The sequence below is a fragment of the Hansschlegelia sp. KR7-227 genome (genome assembly GCF_049446035.1).
GTDB lineage: Bacteria > Pseudomonadota > Alphaproteobacteria > Rhizobiales > Methylopilaceae > Methylopila.
Window position 1 is genome coordinate 985,831 of sequence record NZ_JBMSEA010000001.1, and the last position, 18,424, is coordinate 1,004,254.

The 18,424-nt window shown below is 69.7% G+C and carries 18 protein-coding genes; 13 read left to right on the forward strand and 5 right to left on the reverse strand.

Annotation, left to right across the window (positions count from 1 at the left end):
* Positions 1-62: 62 nt before the first annotated feature.
* On the reverse strand, positions 63-1,532 hold the full coding sequence (locus tag ACO2RJ_RS04615) for a helicase HerA domain-containing protein (RefSeq protein WP_423266843.1): 1,470 nt from the start codon (positions 1,530-1,532) through the stop codon (positions 63-65).
* 368 nt (positions 1,533-1,900) lie between these two features.
* Between ACO2RJ_RS04615 and ACO2RJ_RS04620 the strand changes: the two genes are divergently transcribed.
* Together ACO2RJ_RS04620 and ACO2RJ_RS04625 are read left to right on the forward strand one after the other, a co-directional pair.
* Complete coding sequence (locus tag ACO2RJ_RS04620; protein ID WP_423266844.1) at positions 1,901-3,004, forward strand: L,D-transpeptidase family protein; 1,104 nt, start codon at positions 1,901-1,903, stop codon at positions 3,002-3,004.
* A 97-nt stretch (positions 3,005-3,101) separates the two neighbouring features.
* Positions 3,102-3,803 (forward strand): RibD family protein, encoded by a 702-nt coding sequence (locus tag ACO2RJ_RS04625; RefSeq protein ID WP_423266845.1) that lies wholly within the window; start codon positions 3,102-3,104, stop codon positions 3,801-3,803.
* A 41-nt stretch (positions 3,804-3,844) separates the two neighbouring features.
* On the opposite strand, the gene ACO2RJ_RS04630 is transcribed toward ACO2RJ_RS04625, so the two are convergent.
* Positions 3,845-5,656 carry a monovalent cation:proton antiporter-2 (CPA2) family protein gene (locus tag ACO2RJ_RS04630; protein ID WP_423266846.1) on the reverse strand — a complete coding sequence of 604 codons (1,812 nt, stop codon included), beginning with the start codon at positions 5,654-5,656 and terminating at the stop codon, positions 3,845-3,847.
* Between the two features lie 320 nt (positions 5,657-5,976).
* Between ACO2RJ_RS04630 and ACO2RJ_RS04635 the strand changes: the two genes are divergently transcribed.
* Complete coding sequence (locus ACO2RJ_RS04635) at positions 5,977-6,264, forward strand: hypothetical protein (protein ID WP_423266847.1); 288 nt, start codon at positions 5,977-5,979, stop codon at positions 6,262-6,264.
* A gap of 99 nt (positions 6,265-6,363) precedes the next feature.
* Here the strand turns inward: ACO2RJ_RS04635 and msrA are convergent, their stop codons facing one another.
* Positions 6,364-6,888: a peptide-methionine (S)-S-oxide reductase MsrA gene (msrA, locus tag ACO2RJ_RS04640; RefSeq protein ID WP_423266848.1), complete on the reverse strand. Its 525-nt coding sequence runs from the start codon at positions 6,886-6,888 to the stop codon at positions 6,364-6,366.
* A 144-nt stretch (positions 6,889-7,032) separates the two neighbouring features.
* Between msrA and tmpT the strand changes: the two genes are divergently transcribed.
* Entirely contained in the window at positions 7,033-7,674 is a 642-nt protein-coding gene (gene tmpT / locus ACO2RJ_RS04645) for a thiopurine S-methyltransferase (RefSeq protein WP_423266849.1), read from the forward strand.
* Between the two features lie 193 nt (positions 7,675-7,867).
* Here tmpT and ACO2RJ_RS04650 read toward each other — a convergent pair whose 3' ends face one another.
* Positions 7,868-10,240, reverse strand: coding sequence for a heavy metal translocating P-type ATPase (locus tag ACO2RJ_RS04650; protein WP_423266850.1), 2,373 nt, complete (start codon positions 10,238-10,240; stop codon positions 7,868-7,870).
* Positions 10,241-10,326: 86 nt separating this feature from the next.
* Between ACO2RJ_RS04650 and ACO2RJ_RS04655 the strand changes: the two genes are divergently transcribed.
* The 7 genes from ACO2RJ_RS04655 (at position 10,327) to ACO2RJ_RS04685 (ending at position 15,011) form a co-directional block, all read left to right on the forward strand.
* Positions 10,327-10,602, forward strand: a complete 276-nt coding sequence (locus ACO2RJ_RS04655; protein ID WP_423266851.1) for a metal-sensitive transcriptional regulator — start codon at positions 10,327-10,329, stop codon at positions 10,600-10,602.
* A complete protein-coding gene (locus ACO2RJ_RS04660) occupies positions 10,599-11,006 on the forward strand; it encodes a hypothetical protein (protein WP_423266852.1) in 408 nt (135 codons plus the stop codon). The genes ACO2RJ_RS04655 and ACO2RJ_RS04660 overlap by 4 nt, the downstream gene beginning before the upstream one ends.
* A 129-nt stretch (positions 11,007-11,135) precedes the next feature.
* Positions 11,136-11,360: a hypothetical protein gene (locus ACO2RJ_RS04665; protein WP_423266853.1), complete on the forward strand. Its 225-nt coding sequence runs from the start codon at positions 11,136-11,138 to the stop codon at positions 11,358-11,360.
* The gene (locus ACO2RJ_RS04670) at positions 11,360-12,790 is read left to right on the forward strand and encodes a TolC family protein (protein ID WP_423266854.1); all 1,431 of its coding nucleotides are present in this window, start codon (positions 11,360-11,362) and stop codon (positions 12,788-12,790) included. The genes ACO2RJ_RS04665 and ACO2RJ_RS04670 overlap by 1 nt, the downstream gene beginning before the upstream one ends.
* 14 nt (positions 12,791-12,804) lie before the next feature.
* Positions 12,805-14,208: a multicopper oxidase family protein gene (locus tag ACO2RJ_RS04675; RefSeq protein WP_423266855.1), complete on the forward strand. Its 1,404-nt coding sequence runs from the start codon at positions 12,805-12,807 to the stop codon at positions 14,206-14,208.
* A 25-nt stretch (positions 14,209-14,233) separates the two neighbouring features.
* Complete coding sequence (locus ACO2RJ_RS04680; RefSeq protein WP_423266856.1) at positions 14,234-14,710, forward strand: cupredoxin domain-containing protein; 477 nt, start codon at positions 14,234-14,236, stop codon at positions 14,708-14,710.
* Positions 14,711-14,729: 19 nt separating this feature from the next.
* Positions 14,730-15,011 carry a copper-binding protein gene (locus ACO2RJ_RS04685; protein WP_423266857.1) on the forward strand — a complete coding sequence of 94 codons (282 nt, stop codon included), beginning with the start codon at positions 14,730-14,732 and terminating at the stop codon, positions 15,009-15,011.
* Positions 15,012-15,080: 69 nt separating this feature from the next.
* Here ACO2RJ_RS04685 and ACO2RJ_RS04690 read toward each other — a convergent pair whose 3' ends face one another.
* The gene (locus ACO2RJ_RS04690; RefSeq protein ID WP_423266858.1) at positions 15,081-17,258 is read right to left on the reverse strand and encodes a heavy metal translocating P-type ATPase; all 2,178 of its coding nucleotides are present in this window, start codon (positions 17,256-17,258) and stop codon (positions 15,081-15,083) included.
* A gap of 66 nt (positions 17,259-17,324) precedes the next feature.
* On the opposite strand from ACO2RJ_RS04690, the gene ACO2RJ_RS04695 reads away from it, so the two are divergent.
* Both ACO2RJ_RS04695 and ACO2RJ_RS04700 read left to right on the forward strand, forming a co-directional pair.
* Positions 17,325-17,729 carry a MerR family transcriptional regulator gene (locus ACO2RJ_RS04695; RefSeq protein WP_423266859.1) on the forward strand — a complete coding sequence of 135 codons (405 nt, stop codon included), beginning with the start codon at positions 17,325-17,327 and terminating at the stop codon, positions 17,727-17,729.
* 129 nt (positions 17,730-17,858) lie between these two features.
* Positions 17,859-18,293: a tautomerase family protein gene (locus tag ACO2RJ_RS04700; protein WP_423266860.1), complete on the forward strand. Its 435-nt coding sequence runs from the start codon at positions 17,859-17,861 to the stop codon at positions 18,291-18,293.
* Positions 18,294-18,424 lie beyond the last annotated feature (131 nt).

The window sequence follows — 18,424 nt, forward strand, 5'->3', positions numbered from 1 at the left end:
AAGCGTTTGATGCGTCCTTTGGGCGTTCCCGGGAGCGGCTCTCGCAGCCGGAAGCGCAGCCGTCAGACCGCGGCGAGCTCCGCCAGCCCGGGCGCGGTGCGCCAGCCGAGATCCGGCAGGGTGACGATCCGCGCGCCGCGCAGGTCGGTGGCGGTGGCGATGAAGCCGCGCTCCTCCATATAGGCGAGCAGCCTCCGCGCCCGGCCGTTCGAGCGGGTGCCGTAGGCCCGGGCGATCTCGGCGTCGCTGGGGCAGGGCGCGCCGGTCAGCGCGGCTCTCGCGACCAGCAGGAACACGCCGCGCACGTCGTCGGGGAGCGCGGCGGCGACCAGCGTCGCCTGGTCCCAGTCTCCGGACGCCACGGCCGCGTCGTCGCCGACGCCGGCCTTCGCAAGCGTGATCTCCTTGCGAAAGCGCGGCAGGTCCGGCGGCTCGCCGGCGACGCGGGCGATCCGGCAGCGGACGAGGAAGTCCTGGTAGAGCAAGGCCATCGGCTGAAAACCCGCTTCCGGCTCGGCCATCATCTCCGTGATGATGGCGCTGACGGCCGCGTCGCGCTCCGCGCCGGCGAACAGATCCTCCGGCGACGGCGCGAAGGGTTCGGGCTTCGACTCCGCGAGCCGCGCCAGGACGTCGGCCGCCGACGGCGGAGGAGCCGCGCGCGGCTTCGGCATCTCTGCGGGACCGGCGCGGAAGATCAGGCCGGCGGCGTCCTCGGTCGGCGTCTCCGGCAGAGGCGTGAGCTTCGGTCCTCCGCCGCGCGGTTCGGTGGCGACGGCGCCGATGCGGACGGCTTCCGGCCTGCGTCCGATCGCGGGCCCGAGCGCTACGAAATGGCCGCGCTCGAGATTGCGGAAGGTCTCCGCCTGCCGGCGCTCCATGCCGAGCAGATCGGCGGCCCGCGCCATGTCGATGTCGAGAAAGGTGCGGCCCATCAGGAAGTTGGAGGCTTCCGCCGCGACGTTCTTGGCGAGCTTGGCGAGCCGCTGAGTCGCGATGACGCCGGCGAGCCCGCGCTTCCGGCCGCGGCACATGAGGTTCGTCATCGCGCCGAGCGACTGGCGCCGCGACTCCTCGTCGGCGTCGCCCGACGCCGCCGGCGCGAACAGCTGCGCCTCGTCGACCACGACGAGCATCGGGTACCAGACGTCCCGGTCGGCTTCGAACAGGCCGTTCAGGAACAGCGCCGCCGCGCGCATCTGCTTGTCGACCTCGAGGCCTTCGAGGTTGAACACCACCGACACCCGGTGACGCCGCACCCGGTCGGCGATCGTGGCGAGCTCGCGCTCCACGCTCGCCGCGTCGATCACCACATGGCCGAACGCGTCGGCGAGCGTGACGAAGTCGCCCTCAGGGTCGATGACGCATTGCTGCACCCAGGGCGCGCTTTGCTCGAGCAGGCGGCGCAGCAGATGCGATTTTCCCGAGCCGGAATTGCCCTGCACCAGCAGGCGGGTGGCGAGCAATTCCTCCAGGTCGAACGCCGCGCGCTGCCCGTTGCTCTTCGCGCCGATGTCCACGCTGATCGTCATGCCCGCCCGACGCCGTTCACATGCGGCCGCGCCGCGAGGGCGGAGGGTGGCCGAAGCGCGTCGGCGAAGCTATGGGCGAGGCTCGGTTTTCCCCAGTCGAGCTCCGCCGGGGCCGCCTGAAGGGGCGGGATCGGGCCTCACTGTTAAACAATCGTTAACCATCAACGATAAGGGTGCCTCCGCGGCTACGGCCCGAGGCGGCTTCCACGGACTTTCGGGGGATCGGCGTGGAAGCCGCCTCAACCAACCGGTTTGGGGGCCCAGTCGACTCCTCGCGCGCATATTTGACGATTGCAGCGGCGCCGGGAGCGCGATCGTTCTTTCGCGCGTTGACGTTCCGCGCGATCGCGCCGGAGAGCCGACACCCCATGAAAAGTCTCGTCAGACGCCTTCTTGTCCTGGCCCTCCTGTCGCCGGCCGCGGCGATGGCCGCGCCGCCGCCGGACCCGGCGGCCGCGCCGCCGGAGCTCACCGAGCAGGCGATCGACGGCGCCGATTTCGACGGGTGGCGCGCAAGGGTGGACGCCCGGGCGCAGGCGAAGGCCGCGCAGGAGGCGACGCCGAAGCCGGCGAAACGGCGCAAGGATAAAGCGCAGGAGCCGGCGCCGAAGATCGCGACCGACGACGACCCGAACCCGTTCCTCATCCGCGTCCAGATTCTGCTCGACCGCGCGCACGCCTCGCCCGGGGCCATCGATGGCCGCGACGGCGACAATCTCAAGAAGGCCGTCCGCGCGTTCCGCGAGCTGCGGAAGATGCCGCCCGCCGACGCGCTCGACGCCGAGGTCTGGAGCGCGATTTCCGCAGACGCCGCCAAGGCGACGAAGATTTACGCGATCACCCCCGAGGACATAGACGACCGCTATCTCGACAAGGTCCCGAAGGACTACGCGAAGCTCGCGAAGCTCAAATGGATCGGCTTCACCGGCCCGGAGGAGATGCTGGCCGAACGCTTCCACATGAGCGAAGCGCTGCTCCGCCGCCTCAACCCCGGCGCCGATTTCCGACGCGCCGGCCAGTCCCTGCTCGTGGCCGAGACCGGCGGCGAGCCCGAGGCCCGGGTGGCGCGCATCGAGATCGATAAGGCCGGCGGCGAGCTGCGCGCCTACGCCGCCGACGGAACGCTGGTGCTCGTCGACCCTGCGACGGTCGGCTCCGACGACACGCCGTCCCCTTCCGGGCGGATGAAGGTGAACGGCAGCTTCCCGGACCCACACTACAAATACGACCCCAAGAAGAACTTTCAGCAGGGACGCAACCGAAGAAAGCTCGACCTTCCGCCGGGCCCCAACGGCCCGGTGGGCTCGATGTGGATCGACCTGTCGAAGCCGACCTATGGCATCCACGGCACGCCAGACCCCGACAAGATCAGCAAGTCCGGCAGCCATGGCTGCGTGCGGCTGACGAACTGGGACGCCGCGGCTCTGGGCCGGCTCGTCGACAAGGGCAAGACGGAGGTCGAGTTCCGTTGACGCGGACCGCGGCGCGTCGTCCGCCGGCCCATCGACCCGGCCGCGCCACGCCCTAGCTCCGGCCGCGCGCAGCCGTCGCGCCGAACGGGAGTCGCCCATGAAGCCGCATGTCACCTGCCTGATGCTCTCCTCGCTCGACGGCCGGCTCGGCTCCGGGCGGACGGGGGAGGGGGCGGCCGAGGAGATCAAGGCCCGGGGCAAGGCCTTCGAGACGGCGCATGACGAGATTGGCGGCGACGGCTGGATCATCGGCCGCGTCACCGCGCAGGAGATGTCGAAGGCGAAGCCGCATCCGCCGGCGGAGCCCGGTCGTCCGCCGCGCCCGCATCACTTCGCGCGCCGCGACGCCCCGGCCTACGGGATCGTCGTCGACCCGTCCGGCAAGGTCCATTTCGAGACGGGCGACATCGCAGGCGATCACGTCGTCGTGCTGCTCGCGAACGGGGTCTCGGACGCGCATCTCGCCGAGCTTCTGGCCGACGGCGTGTCCTATGTCGTCGCGGACTCAGCCGAGATCGACCTCCGGGCCGCGCTCGACGTGCTCGCCCGCGAACTCGGCGTGAAGCGGTTGCTGCTGGAAGGCGGCGGCGGCGTGAACGGAGCGTTCCTGAAGGCCGGACTGGTCGACAAGATCGTGCAGCTGGTCTGGCCCTCGATCAATGGAATCACCGGCGAGCGTACGATCTACGAGGCCGGCGAGGAGGGGCTCGCGAACGCCCTCCAGCTCACCCAGACCGGATGCGACGCGCAGGACGGGGTCGTGCGGCTGCAGTACAAGGTGGAGATGCGCGAGCGATGATAAGCGCCCGCGGGACGGGACCTGCAGGTCTTGGACGCGCGTTAACCGCCGTGCGGCTGTTCCCTGGCCCGGTCCATGATCCGGCCAGGGCGGCGCGGGCGCGTCAACGGCGTCGGGATCGGCGCGTTGCCGCGGATCAGGCTCGTGCCGGAATAAATGTCGCCCGCGACCTGAAGATCAAACCGCTCCAGATCCCGCCTACGGACGTCGGCTGCGATCTCGGCCGCCTCCTCCTCCGGCACGCCGAGCGCCGTCAGCGCCGCTTCGCCGAAGGCCATGGCGGATTCGAACGTCTCGCGGATCTGGTAATCGACGCCGGCGCGAACGAGATCCATGGCGTGACCTCGGTCGAAGGCGCGCACGAGCAGCTTCGCGAGCGGGAATTCGGACTTCACGAGCTCGACGATCTTTTCGGCGGCTTCCTGCTTGTCGACGCAGACGAGCACGGCCCGCGCCTCGCCGGCGCCTGACGCCCTCAAAGTGTCGAGCCTTGTTCCGTCGCCGTAATAGACCTTGAAGCCGAAGGTCGCCGCCGCGTCGATCATCTCGACGTCGATCTCGATGATCGAGATGTCGCAGCCGCGCGCGAGCAGCGACTGGCTCGCCACCTGCGCGAAGCGCCCGAAGCCGATGACGAGCACCTGCCCTGTGAGGCCGTCGGCCTGCTCCACGCCGTCGAGCGACTGCGCCGGCCGCGGCGCAAGGCGCTTCAGAACGAGCGCGGTGAGCGGGGTCAGCGCCATCGACAGGATCACCACCGCGGTGAAGATCGCGTTGGTCGGGGCGTCGAGGATGCCCACGGCGGCGGCGGCGGAATAGAGCACGAAGGCGAACTCGCCGCCTTGCGCGAACAGCGCCACCCGATCAACCGCCTCACGGGACGAGGAGCCGAGCGCCCGCGCCACGCCGAAGATCGCGACCCCTTTCACCGCAATGAACAGCGCGGTGAAGCCGAGGATGACCTGCCAATGGATTGCGATCGCCGCAAGGTCGAGCGACATGCCGACCGCCAGAAAGAACAGGCCGAGCAGGATGCCGCGAAACGGCTCGATGTCGGCTTCGAGCTGGTGGCGGAAGGTCGATTCCGACAGCAGCACGCCGGCGAGAAACGCGCCCATCGCCATCGACAGCCCGCCGATCTCCATCAGCAGCGCCGCGCCCAGCACGACGAGCAGCGCCGCCGCCGTCATCACCTCGCGCGCCTGCGACCGGGCGAGGATGCGGAACATCGGGTTCAGCAGATAACGACCCGCCACGACGAGGACGACCACGGCGCCGACGCCCAGGGCGATGTCTCTCCAGCGGTCGCTCATGTCCTCGCCGGCGCCGGTGGGGGCGATGAAGGCGACGACCGCAAGCAGCGGCACGATGGCGAGGTCTTCGAGCAGCAGGATCGACACCGCCTTCTGCCCCTGGGGCGTCGAGGTGTCGCCGCGCTCGTCGAGCATCTGCATCACGACCGCGGTCGACGACAGCACGAAGCCCATGCCGGCGACGAAGGCGACGCGGGCGTCGAGCCCGGCCGCGACGCCCGCAAGCGTGAGCAGCGCGCCCGACGCGACCACCTGTCCTACGCCCAGCCCGAAAATCTCGCGTCGCAAGCTCCACAATCGGGAGGGCTGCATCTCGAGCCCGATCACGAACAACAGCATGATCACGCCGAACTCGGCGACGTGAAGAATCGTCCCGGAGTCGGAGAAGAGAGCGAGCCCGAACGGGCCGATGACGAGGCCGGCGGCGAAGTAGCCGAGCACGGAGCCGAGGCCGAGCCGCCGAAAAATCGGCACGGCGACGACCCCGGCGCCCAGCAGCGCGACGACCTGCACGAGTTCGTTCTGGGCTTCGGCCGCCATATGGATGGTGTCCCCGATTTTTGAGCGCCCACACGCATACCGGCGAGCGCGCGGTCCCGCACGCAGTTTTACGAGCGCGCCGGGGGACACGATGTGTGGAGTGCAGGACCACGGCGCCGGGCGCAAGGATCGCGCCGGACGCCCTCGAATGCGGGTCGTTCAAAATTATTTTGTGCGCAATGAAACTAATCAACCCCGAACCACGTAATGCTTTTCGAAAAGACCTTGTGAACTCTCACAAGACGAGTGACGAGATCACGAGGTCTTCTTCCCTTGAACCGTGTCTTTGACACGGCAGCACACTGCAGGAGAGACTTGCTTTGACGAAGAATATTTTGACCGCAGGCCTGACGGCTCTCGCCATGGCCGCCTCGTCCACCGTCGCGATGGCGCAGGCGACCGGAACTGGAAACAACGCCACCACCGGCTCCAGCTCGACCTCGGGCTCCGAGATGAAGACCGCGCCGGGGCACTCCGAGATGAAGGACTCCGGCACGATGGGGTCGGATTCGATGAAGAAGCCGGAGACGCCGACGTCCGCCGGCACATCCGAGAATCAGGCCAAGGATCTGCGCGGGCACAGCGAAACCCCGACCACGGGCAAGTAAGTCACGGGGCCTGAAGCGCGCCCCGCAGGCTTTCAGCCTGCGGGGCGCTTTCTTGCGGGTCGGTCAGGCGGACGCCTCCCGGCAGACGTCCCCCATGCGTCAGCTTGCCTGCGCGATCGGGTCCCGGCTCGGAAGCCGCCAGTTCGGGCGGATGAAGTGGCAGGTGTAGCCGTTCGGAAACCGCTCGAGATAGTCCTGGTGCTCCGGCTCGGCCTCCCAGAACGGTCCCGCCGGCGCGACCTCGGTGACGACCTTGCCCGGCCATAGCCCGGAGGCGTCGACGTCCGCGATGGCGTCTTCGGCGACCCGCTTCTGCTCGTCGTCGAGATAGAAAATCGCCGAGCGGTAGCTCAGGCCGCGATCGTTGCCCTGCCGGTTCTTCGTGGTCGGATCGTGGATCTGAAAGAAGAATTCGAGCATCCGGCGGAAGCTGGTGACCGCGGGATCGTAGACGATCTCGATCGCCTCGGCGTGCGTGCCGTGGTTGCGGTAGGTGGCGTTCGCGACGTCGCCGCCGGTGTAGCCGACACGGGTCGAGACCACGCCCGGCTGCCTGCGGATGAGGTCCTGCATCCCCCAGAAGCAGCCGCCGGCCAGGATCGCGCGTTCTGTGGTGGTGGTCATCGCCGGCTCCTTGGATTTAGGTGATGGGAGCAATATCGGGATTGAGAGCCGCTTTTTCAAAAGCGGCTCCTTCGGCGGTAGAATGCCGCCTCGGCGCCGGCCGCGCGGCCTCCGCGCCGGGGCGCCACGGACGGGGATCTGGCCATGGACGGAGACTTCTGGCGCGGCCGGTGGCGGGACAACGCCATCGGTTTCCACCAGCCCGCGGCGAACCCGCTGCTGATCCGGCACTTTCCCGCGCTCGGCCTCGACGCGGGCGCCCGAATCTTCGTGCCCCTCTGCGGCAAGAGCCTCGACTTGGGCTGGCTGCTTGGCGAGGGCTTTCGCGTGGCGGGCGCGGAGCTCGTCGAGACGGCGGTCGAGCAGCTGTTCGCCGAGCTCGGCCGGGAGCCGAGGATCGAAAAGCTCGGCCGTCTGACGCGTTACTCCGCGGAGGGGATCGACGTGTTCGCGGGCGACATCTTCGACCTGTCCGCCGACAGGCTGGGCCGGGTGGACGCCATCTACGACCGCGCCGCTCTGGTCGCCCTGCCCGAAGCGCTCCGCCCGCGCTACGCCGCCCATATGACGGCGATCGCCGACGGCGCGCCGCAGCTTCTCGTGTCGTTCGACTACGACCAGAGCCTGATGGACGGCCCGCCCTTCTCCGTCGGCGCGGAGGAGGTGAGGGCGCTCTACGCCGGGGCCTACGACGTCGCCCTGCTGGACAGCGCCGAGGTCGACGGGGGTCTGAAGGGAAAATATCCGGCGAAGGAGCAGGTCTGGCTGCTGAAGGCGTCGGCCTAGCCGAGCGCGGTCGCCTCTCGGCGCGGATGCGATTGAGCAGGCCGAGAAGACGGCGCGGCTCCCTTTGCGTCGAAACGCGCGCGATCCGCCGATTCTTCGAAAGCGAGGACTTCCCGTTTTCCGACGACGCGGTGGTGGTCATTCCATTCGATTGCCGGACCGGGCGCTGACGTCTGAGACGCCATCGACCGAATCATATCGTTCTGGCCCTCAGCCGGAGGGCGTTCCCGATCACGCTGACGGAGGACAGCGCCATCGCGGCGGCCGCCACGACGGGCGAGAGCAGCAGGCCGAAGGCGGGGTAGAGCACGCCTGCGGCGATCGGGACGCCGGCGGCGTTGTAGACGAAGGCCAGGATCAGGTTCTGGCGGATGTTCGACATCGTCGCCTCCGACAGCCGCCGCGCGCGGACGATGCCGTTGAGGTCGCCATGCACCAGGGTCACGCCCGCGCTTTCGATCGCGACGTCCGTGCCCGCGCCCATCGCGATCCCGACGTCGGCCGCGGCGAGCGCAGGCGCGTCGTTCACGCCGTCGCCCGCCATCGCCACGACCCGACCCTCGCGCTTCAACCGTTCGACGACCGCGTGCTTGGCCTCCGGCAGCACGTCCGCCTCGACCTCGTCGATGCCGAGCTTTCGCGCGACGGCCTCGGCGGTCGTGCGGTTGTCGCCCGTCAGCATGACCACGCGGAGCCCCTCGGCCTTCAGCGCGCGGATCGCCTCGGCGGTCGTCGGCTTGATCGGGTCGGCGATCGCGAGCACGCCCGCCGCCCTCCCGTCGACGCCGACATAGATCGCCGTCGCGCCGTCGCGCCTGAGATCGTCGGCGCGGGCGCTCAGCGCGGAGACGTCGACGTCGCGCGCCTTCAGGAACTCGGCGTTTCCAATCACCACCAGGCGCTCGCCGACCGTGCCGGACACGCCCTTGCCGCTCGGGGCGTCGAAATCCGCGACCGCCGGGACGTCGAGGCCGCGGGCTTCCGCGGCCGCCAGCACCGCGACCCCAAGCGGGTGCTCCGACGCCCGCTCGACCGCGGCGGCGAGGCGCAGGAGGTCGTCCTCCGCAAAGCCTTCCGCCGTGACGACCGCCGTGAGCGACGGCTTGCCTTCGGTCAGCGTGCCCGTCTTGTCGACCACCAGCGTGTCGACCTTCTCCAGTCGCTCCAGCGCCTCGGCGTTGCGCACGAGGATGCCGAGGCCCGCGCCCTTGCCGACCCCGACCATGATCGACATCGGGGTGGCGAGGCCGAGCGCGCAGGGGCAGGCGATGATCAGGACCGCGACGGCCGCCACCAGGCCGTAGGCGTAGGACGGCTCCGGCCCGAATGCGGCCCAGGCCACGAATGCGAGCGCGGCGATCAGGATGACGGCGGGGACGAACCAGCCCGAGACCGTGTCGGCCAGCCGCTGGATCGGCGCGCGGGAGCGCTGCGCCTGAGCCACCATCTGGACGATGCGGGCGAGCATGGTGTCCCGTCCGATCCTGGTTGCCCGGACGGTCAGTCCGCCGGACTGGTTCAGCGTGCCGCCGGTGACGGAATCTCCGACGGTCTTGGCGATCGGCATCGACTCGCCCGTGACCAGCGCCTCGTCGACGACGGAGCGTCCGTCCACGACCTCGCCGTCCACGGGAACCTTCTCGCCCGGGCGGACCCGGATGCGGTCGCCGACCGCGATCTTCTCGACCGGGACCTCCTCGTCCGATCCGTCCTCCCGGAGCCGGCGCGCGGTCTTGGGCGTAAGGTTGATCAGCGCCCGGATGGCTCCGGAGGTCTGGTCGCGGGCGCGGAGCTCCAGCACCTGGCCGAGCAGGACCAGCACCGTGATCACGGCCGCCGCCTCGAAATAGACCGCGACCGTTCCGTCCGGTCCACGGAACGCCGGGGGAAAGATCCCCGGCGCGAGCGTCGCGATCACGCTGTAGGCGTAGGCGACGCCGGTGCCCATCGCGATCAACGTGAACATGTTGAGGTTGCGCGAGACGACGGACGCCCAGCCGCGCTGGAAGAACGGCCGCCCGGCCCAGAGCACGACCGGCGTCGCCAGCGCGAACTGGATCCAGGCCGAGACCGACGGCGGCACGAGGTGATGGATCGCAGGCGCGACGTGCGCCCCCATCTCCAGCAGGAACACCGGGACCGCGAGCGCGAGCCCGATCCAGAACCGCCGCGTCATGTCGGCGAGCTCATGGTTGGGCTGCGCCTCGGCCGTGACCAGATCGGGCTCGAGCGCCATCCCGCAGATCGGGCAGGAGCCTGGCCCCTCCTGGCGAATCTCCGGGTGCATCGGGCAGGTGTAGACCGTGCCTTCGGGCGCCGGCTCGGGATCGGCGGGGGAGGACGACAGATACTTGCCCGGATCCGCCTCGAACTTCGCCTTGCAGCCGGCCGAGCAGAAGAACTCGGTCTTACCGGAATGTTCGAACCGATGCCTGGCGGTCGCGATGTCGACCGACATCCCGCAGACTGGATCCGTGGCCATGCCGGCGGCATGGTCGTGCGGACGCCCATGCGCGCCGCAACACGAGCCCGTCGTGGCCCCGTGAGCATGTCCATGCGTTTCCATGGAGTCTCCTCGCGTCCCGGATCATATACCCCACATGGGTATATGCGACTTGCGCACTATACCCCTATGGGGTACTTAGGCAACCCATGCAGTGCTGCACCAAGACCTCCTGCGCGAAGCGGCTGAACCGGATCGAGGGTCAGGTCCGCGGAATCGCGCGCATGCTGGACGAGGACCGCTACTGCATCGACGTGGTGACCCAGATCTCCGCCGTCCGCGCCGCGCTCAAGCGGGTCGAGGAGGAGATCCTGAAGGACCATGTCGGGCACTGCGTCGAGAACGCTATCCAGTCCGGCGACAAGGACGAGCAGCGCCGTAAGGTCGCCGAGCTGGTCGACGTCCTCGGGAGGGTGCGCGGATGACCGTCCGCGCGGCTCTGCGGCTGGTCGTCGGCCTCGCGCTCGCGCTCTTCGTGGCCGTGAGCTGGTCGACGCCGAGCGAAGCCCACGCGGGCCACCGCGAGCCCGCCGCGGCGACGCAGCCCGCCGAGGACGCCGCGGCTTCCGACACCGGGGCGGCCGCGGCCGAGCCGGTCGTCCAATCCGAGTCAGGGGACTGCGCAGGTCACGTTGGGCAGCCCGGTTCAGGACCGTCATCCTGCTGCGGCGCCGCCTGCCATGCCGTCATCTCGACCGACCTGGCTTCGCTGCAGACCGTGACGGTCGCCGTCGCCGTCCTACCCGGGCGTCCCGCTCCGCCTCCTCTGGCGGGGCCGACGAGCCACATCAAGCGCCCCCCGAGACCGTCCGCCGCGCTGGTCGGCTGACGTCCACATGACGTCGACGCGCGCCCCGGTTTCGGGGCCCGTCGGCGACGCCCGAGACATCTGACCGACCTCGCGCCTGTCTGCGCCCGCGCGCCATCGCGCCTGCTCGTTCAGATTTCGGGGTTCCTCATGAAGCCGCTCGTCTCGGCCGCCGCCGCGCTTCTGTTGGCGGGCTGCTCTGCTCCATTGCCGTCGCCCGTCGCTGGAGACGACCCCCGCGACCCTTCGGTATCCGTCCCCGCGGTCCGGCGCAGCTCCGTCACCGCGGGCGCGGTCGACCACCGCCCGGTCGAGCCGAAGCCCTGGCTCGAGCAGAACAAGGGCGTTTCGCCTGGGCCGACGGAGGGCATGTGATGGCGGCCCTGCGCCCACGCCTCCTCCGGACGGCTGCGGCCGTCGCGTTGTCGGCCTCGCTCGGGGCCTGCGCGTCGATCGGCGCGGACGGCGGGATGACGCCGGTCGTGTCGCGCGTCTCGCTGGACCTCTCCAAGGACACCGCGAAGATCGTCACGGCCGCGGACGCCGCAGCGGTCAAGGCGCGCGTCGACCGTCTGCTCGCGAGGCCGCTCACAGCCGACGCCGCGGTCCAGATCGCGCTGCTGAACAACCGCGGCCTCCAAGCCGAATACAACGCGCTCGGCGTGTCCGAGGCGGCGTATGTCGAAGCGAGCCTGCCGCCGTCGCCCGCGGTCTCGATCGAGCGTGTGGCCGGGTCCGGCGACCTCGACATCGAGCGGCGGCTGATCGCCGACCTGCTCCAGCTTCTGACTCTGCCGCGCCGCTCCAAGATCGCGGAGACGGACTTCCGCGCCGCCCAGCACAGGGCGATCGCCGCCACCTTCCGGACCGCCGCAGAGGCGCGCCGGGCGTTCTATCGGGCGGTCGCCGCCCGCGAGATCGCCGCCTTCCTCGAAACGGCGCGGGCGTCGGCGGGCGCCGCGGCCGAACTCAGCCGGAAGCTCGGCGAGACAGGAGCCGCCACGAGGCTCAACCAGGCGCGGGCCGGCGCGCTCTACGCGGAGGTCGCGACCGAGTTGGCCGAGGCCAGGCTGGAGGTCACGACACAGCGCGAAGCGTTGACCCGGCAACTCGGGCTGTGGGGCAGGGACCTCGACTACAGGTTGCCCGCGCGGCTGCCGTCGTTTCCCCGCCTCAGGACGCAGGGCGACGTCGAAGCGACCGCGATCCGGCGCCGGGTGGACCTCATCGCCGACCGGCTGGAGCTCGACGCGCTCGCCCAATCCTACGGGCTCACGGAGCAGACCCGCGCGATCTCGATGCTCGAGGTCACCGGCCTCGCCAATCAAACGAGGTCGGCCGAAGGGGACAGAGCGAATCCTAAGGGCTTCGAGGTCGCGATCCAGATCCCGATCTTCGACTTCGGCCGGGCGCGCTCGGCGAAGGCTCGCGAGACCTATATGGGCGCGGTCAACCGCCTGCTGGAGAAGGCCGTCAACGCCCGTTCCGAAGCCCGCGAGGCCTACGCGATCTATCGCGGTCGTCACGAGATCGCACGCGCCTACCAGAGTCGCGTGCTGCCGTTGCGCAAGGTCATCGCCGAGGAGTCGCAGCTCCAGTACAACGGGATGCTGGTCGACGCCTTTGAGCTGCTCACCAACGCCCGCGAGACCGTGGCGGCGAACGTCGCCGCGATCCGGGCGAAGCGCGACTTCCTTCTGGCCGACGTCGACTTCCAGGCCGCGCTCATCGGCGGCGGGCCGGCGGCCCAGTCCGCGCCCGAGCCCAGGCTCGCCTTCGCGACGTCGGCGTCCGCTCCGCAGTGACCAAGGAGACCCCAATGCCCGTCTCGCGCAGATCGTTCCTGTCGGCCTCCGCGGCCGGGGCGACGTCGCTCGTCGCGGCGACCGCCGTCTCCGGCCGCCTCGAGGCCGCGGCGATCCCCGAGGCCGCGACCATGAAGGACGCGACCATGCAGCCGCCGCTCGTCCCCCTCACGGGCCCCGACTACAACCCCGTCGTCACGCTGAACGGCTGGACGGCGCCTTGGCGGATGAACGGCGAGTGGAAGGAGTTCCATCTCGTCGCCGAGCCCGTGATCCGCGAACTCGCGCCCGGCATGGTCGCCCATCTCTGGGGCTACAACGGCCAGTCTCCCGGACCGACCATCGAGGCGGTCGAGGGCGACAAGGTCCGGATCTTCGTCACCAACCGCCTGCCGGAGCACACGACGGTGCACTGGCACGGCCAGTTGCTGCCCTCCGGCATGGACGGCGTCGGAGGGTTGACGCAGCCGCACATCAAGCCGGGACAGACGTTCGTCTACGAGTTCCAGCTCTGCAAGAGCGGGACCTTCATGTACCACCCGCACGCCGACGAAATGGTCCAGATGGCCATGGGCATGATGGGCTTCTTCGTGGTCCACCCGAAGGATCCAGCCTTCCGCCGCGTCGACCGCGACTTCGTGTTTCTGATGTCGGCCTACGACATCGAACCCGGCGCCTATGTGCCCCGCGTCGCGGAAATGACGGACTTCAACCTCTGGACCTGGAACACGCGGGTCTTCCCCGGCATCGACCACCTCGTGGCGGCCAAGGGCGACAAGGTGCGGGTGCGGTTCGGCAATCTCACCATGACGAACCACCCGATCCACATGCACGGCTACGACTTCAAGGTGTCGTGCACCGATGGCGGCTGGGTGCCGGAGGCGGCCGCCTGGCCCGAGGTCACGATCGATTGCGCGGTCGGACAGATGCGCGCCTTCGACTTCGTGGCGGACGCCCCCGGCGACTGGGCGATCCACTGCCACAAATCGCACCACACCATGAACGCCATGGGCCACGGCGTCTCCAACTTCATTGGCGTCAACAAGAAGGACGTCGCCCGGAAGATCAAGGCGCTGGTTCCCGGCTACATGGCGATGGGAGAGGCCGGCATGGCCGACATGGGCGCGATGGAGATGCCGCTGCCCGACAACACGCTGCCGATGATGACCGGGTTCGGTCCGTTCGGCCCGATCGAGATGGGCGGGATGTTCTCGGTGGTGAAGGTCCGCGAGGGCCTGGCCTCCGGCGGCTACAAGGACCCGGGCTGGTTCAAGCACCCGGAAGGCGCCGTCGCCTTCGAATGGAAGGGGCCGAAGCAGGATGCGGCGGCCGCGCCTCCCGCCAAGCCGAAGATCGGCGACGTCGAAATGAACGTCGTGAAGCCCAAAGCGGGCTCCGGCGGGCACGCGAACCACTGACCTCGCAGATCAAGCGGAGCCGCATATGAAGACGTTCCTCACGCTCGCCGTTCTCGCCGCGCTTCTTCCCGCAGCCGCGCGGGCCGACGCCGAACATTCGCACGCCCATCGCGAAGCCAGGGCCTTCGGCGAACCGGGCGATCCGCACAAGCCCGCACGCACGGTCGAAATCGTCATGACCGAGACCGAGGACGGCAAGATGCTGTTCGAGCCGATCTCGGTCGCGGTCAAGCGCGGCGAGCAGATCCGTTTCGTCCTGAAGAACACGGGGCGGATCGACCACGAGTTCATGCTCGCGACCCGCGCCGAGAACGATCGGCACGCCGCCCAGATGCGGAAGAACCCGGACATGGAGCACGACGAACCGAACGGCCGCCGCGTCGCGCCGGGCAAGTCCGACGAGATCATCTGGAAGTTCTCGATATCGGGCGAGTTTAACTTCGCCTGCCTGATCCCCGGCCATCGCGAGGCGGGGATGGACGGCGTCGTCGCCGTCAAGTGACCCTCAAGAGGAGACGCCCATGAAAAGGACATTCGCCATCTTCGGCGCCCTCGCGGCCGCATTGGCCGCAACCGCCGCTTCCGCCGCGGACGGCGCCGTCAAGAAGGTCGACGAAGGCGCGGGCAAGATCACGCTTGAGCACGGTCCGATCAAGAACCTCGGCATGGACGAGCCGATGTCGATGGTCTTCAAGGCGGCCGATCCCGCGATGCTGAAGACCGTCAAGCCCGGTGACAAGGTGACGTTCGAGGCTGAGCGCGTGAACGGTCAGATCACCGTGACCAAGATCAAGAAGAAATAGGCCTCGCGCGGCGGGCGAGGGCGCGTCGGCGCCTTCCCGGCGACCTCCGCCTGCATCTGCGCGCGGCGTTCAGCCTCCGTCGCGGCGCGCGGTCGGGCGCGCCGCCTTGACGGCGCTCGAGCGGGCCGGATCGAAGCGCAGCAGGCGCAGCGCATTGGCGGTGACGAGCACGGTCGCTCCGGTGTCCGCGAGGATCGCCATCCAGAGCGGGGCGGCGCCGGTCAGGGTCGCGACCAGGAAGGCGCCCTTCAGCCCCAGAGCGATCGCGACGTTCACCCAGATGTTCGACAGCGTGGCGCGCGACAGCACGACCAGCTCCGCCACGCCGCCGACGCGATCCTTGAGCAGGGCGGCGTCGGCGGTCTCGAGCGCGACGTCGGTCCCGCCGCCCATCGCGATCCCGACCGAGGCCGCGGCGAGCGCAGGGGCGTCGTTCACGCCGTCCCCGACCATCGCGACCGGCCCCTCCGCGCGGTAGCCGGCGATGGCGGCGAGCTTGGCCTCGGGCAGCAGTTCGGCCCGGTGTTCAAGTCCGAGCTCGACTGCGATCGCGGCGGCGGCGCGGGCGTTGTCTCCCGTCAGCATGACGGTGCGCAGGCCTAGAGCCCGAAGACGGGCGAGCCCCGCGACCGCGTCCTCGCGCGGCCGGTCGCGAAGCGCCACGAGCCCGAGCAGGCGCTTGCCCTCGCTCACGACCACGACCGTCTTCCCTTCGGACTCCAGCGCCGCGACGCGGTCCGAGACCGCGGCCGTCATCAAGCCGCCCTCGACGGCGTGCCGCGGCGACCCGACCGACACGAAGCCGGATTTCAGGCGGCCCGTCACCGCCTTGCCCGGCGTCGCGATTCCGCCGCCGAACGCCTGCGGGATCTCGACGCCCCGCGCGACGGCCTCCTCGACGATCGCGGCTCCCAGCGGATGGCTCGAATTCCGCTCCACCGCGGCAGCCTTGCCGAGCATCGACTCCATCGATCCTTCGATCGCGACGACGTCGGTGACCCCGGGATGGCCGACCGTCAGAGTGCCCGTCTTGTCGAACGCGACCGTCGTCACCCGGCCAAGCGCCTCCAGCGCGGCGCCGCCCTTGATGAGCAGGCCGCGACGCGCGCCGGCGGCGAGGCCGGACGCGACGGCCGCAGGCGTCGAAATCACCAGCGCGCAAGGGCAGGCGATCAGCAGAACCGCGAGGCCCCGATAGATCCAGGTCCGCCAGTCGCCGTCGAGCAGAAGCGGAGGCGCGACGACGACGGCGAGGGCGAGCGCCATGGCGCCGGGCGTGTACCAGCGGCTGAAGCGCTCGATGAAGCGGGCGGTCGGGGCCTTCGAGCCTTGCGCCTCTTCGACCATGTGAACGATGCGGGCGATCGTGTTGTCGGCTGCGGCCTTCGTGATCGCGACGTGAAGCTCCCCGTTGGCGTTGACGCTGCCGGCGTAGACGGTCGAGCCGATCTCCTTGAGGACGGGCGCCGACTCGCCGGTGATCGGCGCCTCGTTCACCTCGGACGTCCCGGCCTGCACCGCGCCGTCGGACGGGATGCGGTCTCCGGGACGGACGAGCACGAGGTCGCCGACTTCGAGCGCCTCCGCCGGGACCGCCTCGACCACGCCGTCGCGCACCCGCCGCGCCGTCCTTGGGATCAGGTCGACGAGCGCCTTCACTCCGGCCCGCGCGCGGTTGGCGGCGACGCCCTCGAGAAGCTCGCCTACGGCGAACAGGAACACGACGACCGCCGCCTCCGGCGCTTCGCCGATCGCGATCGCGCCGACGGCCGCGACCGACATCAGGGTCTCGATGCTGAAGGGCGTGCCGTTCATCGCGCCGGCGAAGGCGCGGCGGAGGATGGGCGCGAGCCCGACCACAGCGGCCGCCACATAGGGCCACTCCGCCCACTGCGGCCCGGCGAGCGACACGACCCAGGCCGCAGCCAGCAGCGCGCCGCTGGCGATGACGAGCCGGCCCTTGGCCGAGGCGGCCCAGTGGCCGTGCGTCGGCGCATGATCATGGGCCTGCAGGCCGGGCCCCGGCGCGGGGTCGAGCGCGTGAAAGCCGAGAGCGGCGATCTTCGCCTTGATCGTCGCCCGGCTGGTCCGGTCCTCGTCCAGGGTGAGCGACAGCGACTCGCCTGCGACGCTGACCTCGACGTCGGCGACGCCCGGCAGGCGCCGCATCGCCGTCTCGATCTTCGCGGCGCAGGACCCGCAGTCCATGCCCTCGATGCGGAGCTTCAGGGCGCTGGCGTCAGCCATCTCGTCACCTCGACAAACCCGGAGTGACGCCTGATATGGACCCTGTAGCCACTAGAGGGTCAAGCGATGTCCGACATGATCGCGATCGGCGAACTGGGCCGGGCGACCGACACGAAGGTCGAGACCATTCGCTACTATGAGCGGATCGGCCTGCTGGCGGCGCCGCGGCGCACGCCGGGCAACTATCGCGCCTATGACGGCGCCCACCTGAACCGCCTGAGCTTCATCCGCCGCTCCCGCGACCTTGGCTTCTCCATCGACCAGATCCGGGCGCTGCTCGACCTCGCCGACCACAAGGACCGTCCCTGCGCGGCCGTCGACGAGATCGCCAAGGGACATCTCGCGGAGGTCGAGCGAAAGATCGCGGACCTGACGGCGCTTCGGGCTGAGCTCAAGAGCATGATCCAGCAGTGCGGCCACGGCGCGGTCCGCGATTGCCGGATCATCGAGACGCTGTCGCCCGCGCCATGACGGGGGTCCGATCCCTCGCCGGCCGACCCGCGCGCTTCGTCCGTTTTCCAACCGTGTCGCTCTGATATATCTGTTGTCTCCCAGCGACGCCCGTGGCCGCCGTGTCCGCCGCGAGACAGGAGGACGACGATGCCGACTTACGCCTTCACCACGGCGAAGCGCCTGACGCTCGAGCAGAAGCGGAAGATCGTCGCGAGCGTCACCGCCATCCACTCGGCGGAGGCGGCGGCGCCGCGCTACTTCGTGCAGGTCGTGTTCTACGCCGTCGAGGACGGGGCGCTGTTCATCGGCGGGGAGGCGGCCGGCGCCGACCATGTCTGGGTGAACGCCCTTATCCGCGCGGGACGCAGCAAGGAGCAGAAGGCCGCCATCCTCACGCGGATCATGCGCGAGACGAGCGCGATCCTGGACATCTCCGAACAGTCCGTCTGGGTCTACGTCTCGGACATCCCAGCCCAGGGCGTGCTGGAGTTCGGCGCCGTCCTGCCGGAACCGGGCGGGGAGGCGGCGTGGCTGGAGGCTCTGCCGGCGGAGGTGAGGGAGAAGTTGAGGGCGGCGGGTTAGGCGAAGGTGGGGCGCCGACCGTCATGGCCCATACGTGATCCGGGCATTCATCCCGCCGGGCGCGTCGGCGCCCGATAGATCACGGGCCAGCCCAACTATGACGGCGAGAACGCCGAGTTTGCTATTCACTT

What these genes read in the sequence shown, in the direction of transcription:
- ACO2RJ_RS04615 (WP_423266843.1), bottom strand. Translation starts at nt 1,532, where the DNA reads ATGACGATCAGCGTGGACATCGGCGCGAAGAGCAACGGGCAGCGCGCG.
- ACO2RJ_RS04620 (WP_423266844.1), top strand. Translation starts at nt 1,901, where the DNA reads ATGAAAAGTCTCGTCAGACGCCTTCTTGTCCTGGCCCTCCTGTCGCCG.
- ACO2RJ_RS04625 (WP_423266845.1), top strand. Translation starts at nt 3,102, where the DNA reads ATGAAGCCGCATGTCACCTGCCTGATGCTCTCCTCGCTCGACGGCCGG.
- ACO2RJ_RS04630 (WP_423266846.1), bottom strand. Translation starts at nt 5,656, where the DNA reads ATGGCGGCCGAAGCCCAGAACGAACTCGTGCAGGTCGTCGCGCTGCTG.
- msrA (WP_423266848.1), bottom strand. Translation starts at nt 6,888, where the DNA reads ATGACCACCACCACAGAACGCGCGATCCTGGCCGGCGGCTGCTTCTGG.
- tmpT (WP_423266849.1), top strand. Translation starts at nt 7,033, where the DNA reads ATGGACGGAGACTTCTGGCGCGGCCGGTGGCGGGACAACGCCATCGGT.
- ACO2RJ_RS04650 (WP_423266850.1), bottom strand. Translation starts at nt 10,240, where the DNA reads ATGGAAACGCATGGACATGCTCACGGGGCCACGACGGGCTCGTGTTGC.
- ACO2RJ_RS04655 (WP_423266851.1), top strand. Translation starts at nt 10,327, where the DNA reads ATGCAGTGCTGCACCAAGACCTCCTGCGCGAAGCGGCTGAACCGGATC.
- ACO2RJ_RS04660 (WP_423266852.1), top strand. Translation starts at nt 10,599, where the DNA reads ATGACCGTCCGCGCGGCTCTGCGGCTGGTCGTCGGCCTCGCGCTCGCG.
- ACO2RJ_RS04665 (WP_423266853.1), top strand. Translation starts at nt 11,136, where the DNA reads ATGAAGCCGCTCGTCTCGGCCGCCGCCGCGCTTCTGTTGGCGGGCTGC.
- ACO2RJ_RS04670 (WP_423266854.1), top strand. Translation starts at nt 11,360, where the DNA reads ATGGCGGCCCTGCGCCCACGCCTCCTCCGGACGGCTGCGGCCGTCGCG.
- ACO2RJ_RS04675 (WP_423266855.1), top strand. Translation starts at nt 12,805, where the DNA reads ATGCCCGTCTCGCGCAGATCGTTCCTGTCGGCCTCCGCGGCCGGGGCG.
- ACO2RJ_RS04680 (WP_423266856.1), top strand. Translation starts at nt 14,234, where the DNA reads ATGAAGACGTTCCTCACGCTCGCCGTTCTCGCCGCGCTTCTTCCCGCA.
- ACO2RJ_RS04685 (WP_423266857.1), top strand. Translation starts at nt 14,730, where the DNA reads ATGAAAAGGACATTCGCCATCTTCGGCGCCCTCGCGGCCGCATTGGCC.
- ACO2RJ_RS04690 (WP_423266858.1), bottom strand. Translation starts at nt 17,258, where the DNA reads ATGGCTGACGCCAGCGCCCTGAAGCTCCGCATCGAGGGCATGGACTGC.
- ACO2RJ_RS04695 (WP_423266859.1), top strand. Translation starts at nt 17,325, where the DNA reads ATGTCCGACATGATCGCGATCGGCGAACTGGGCCGGGCGACCGACACG.
- ACO2RJ_RS04700 (WP_423266860.1), top strand. Translation starts at nt 17,859, where the DNA reads ATGCCGACTTACGCCTTCACCACGGCGAAGCGCCTGACGCTCGAGCAG.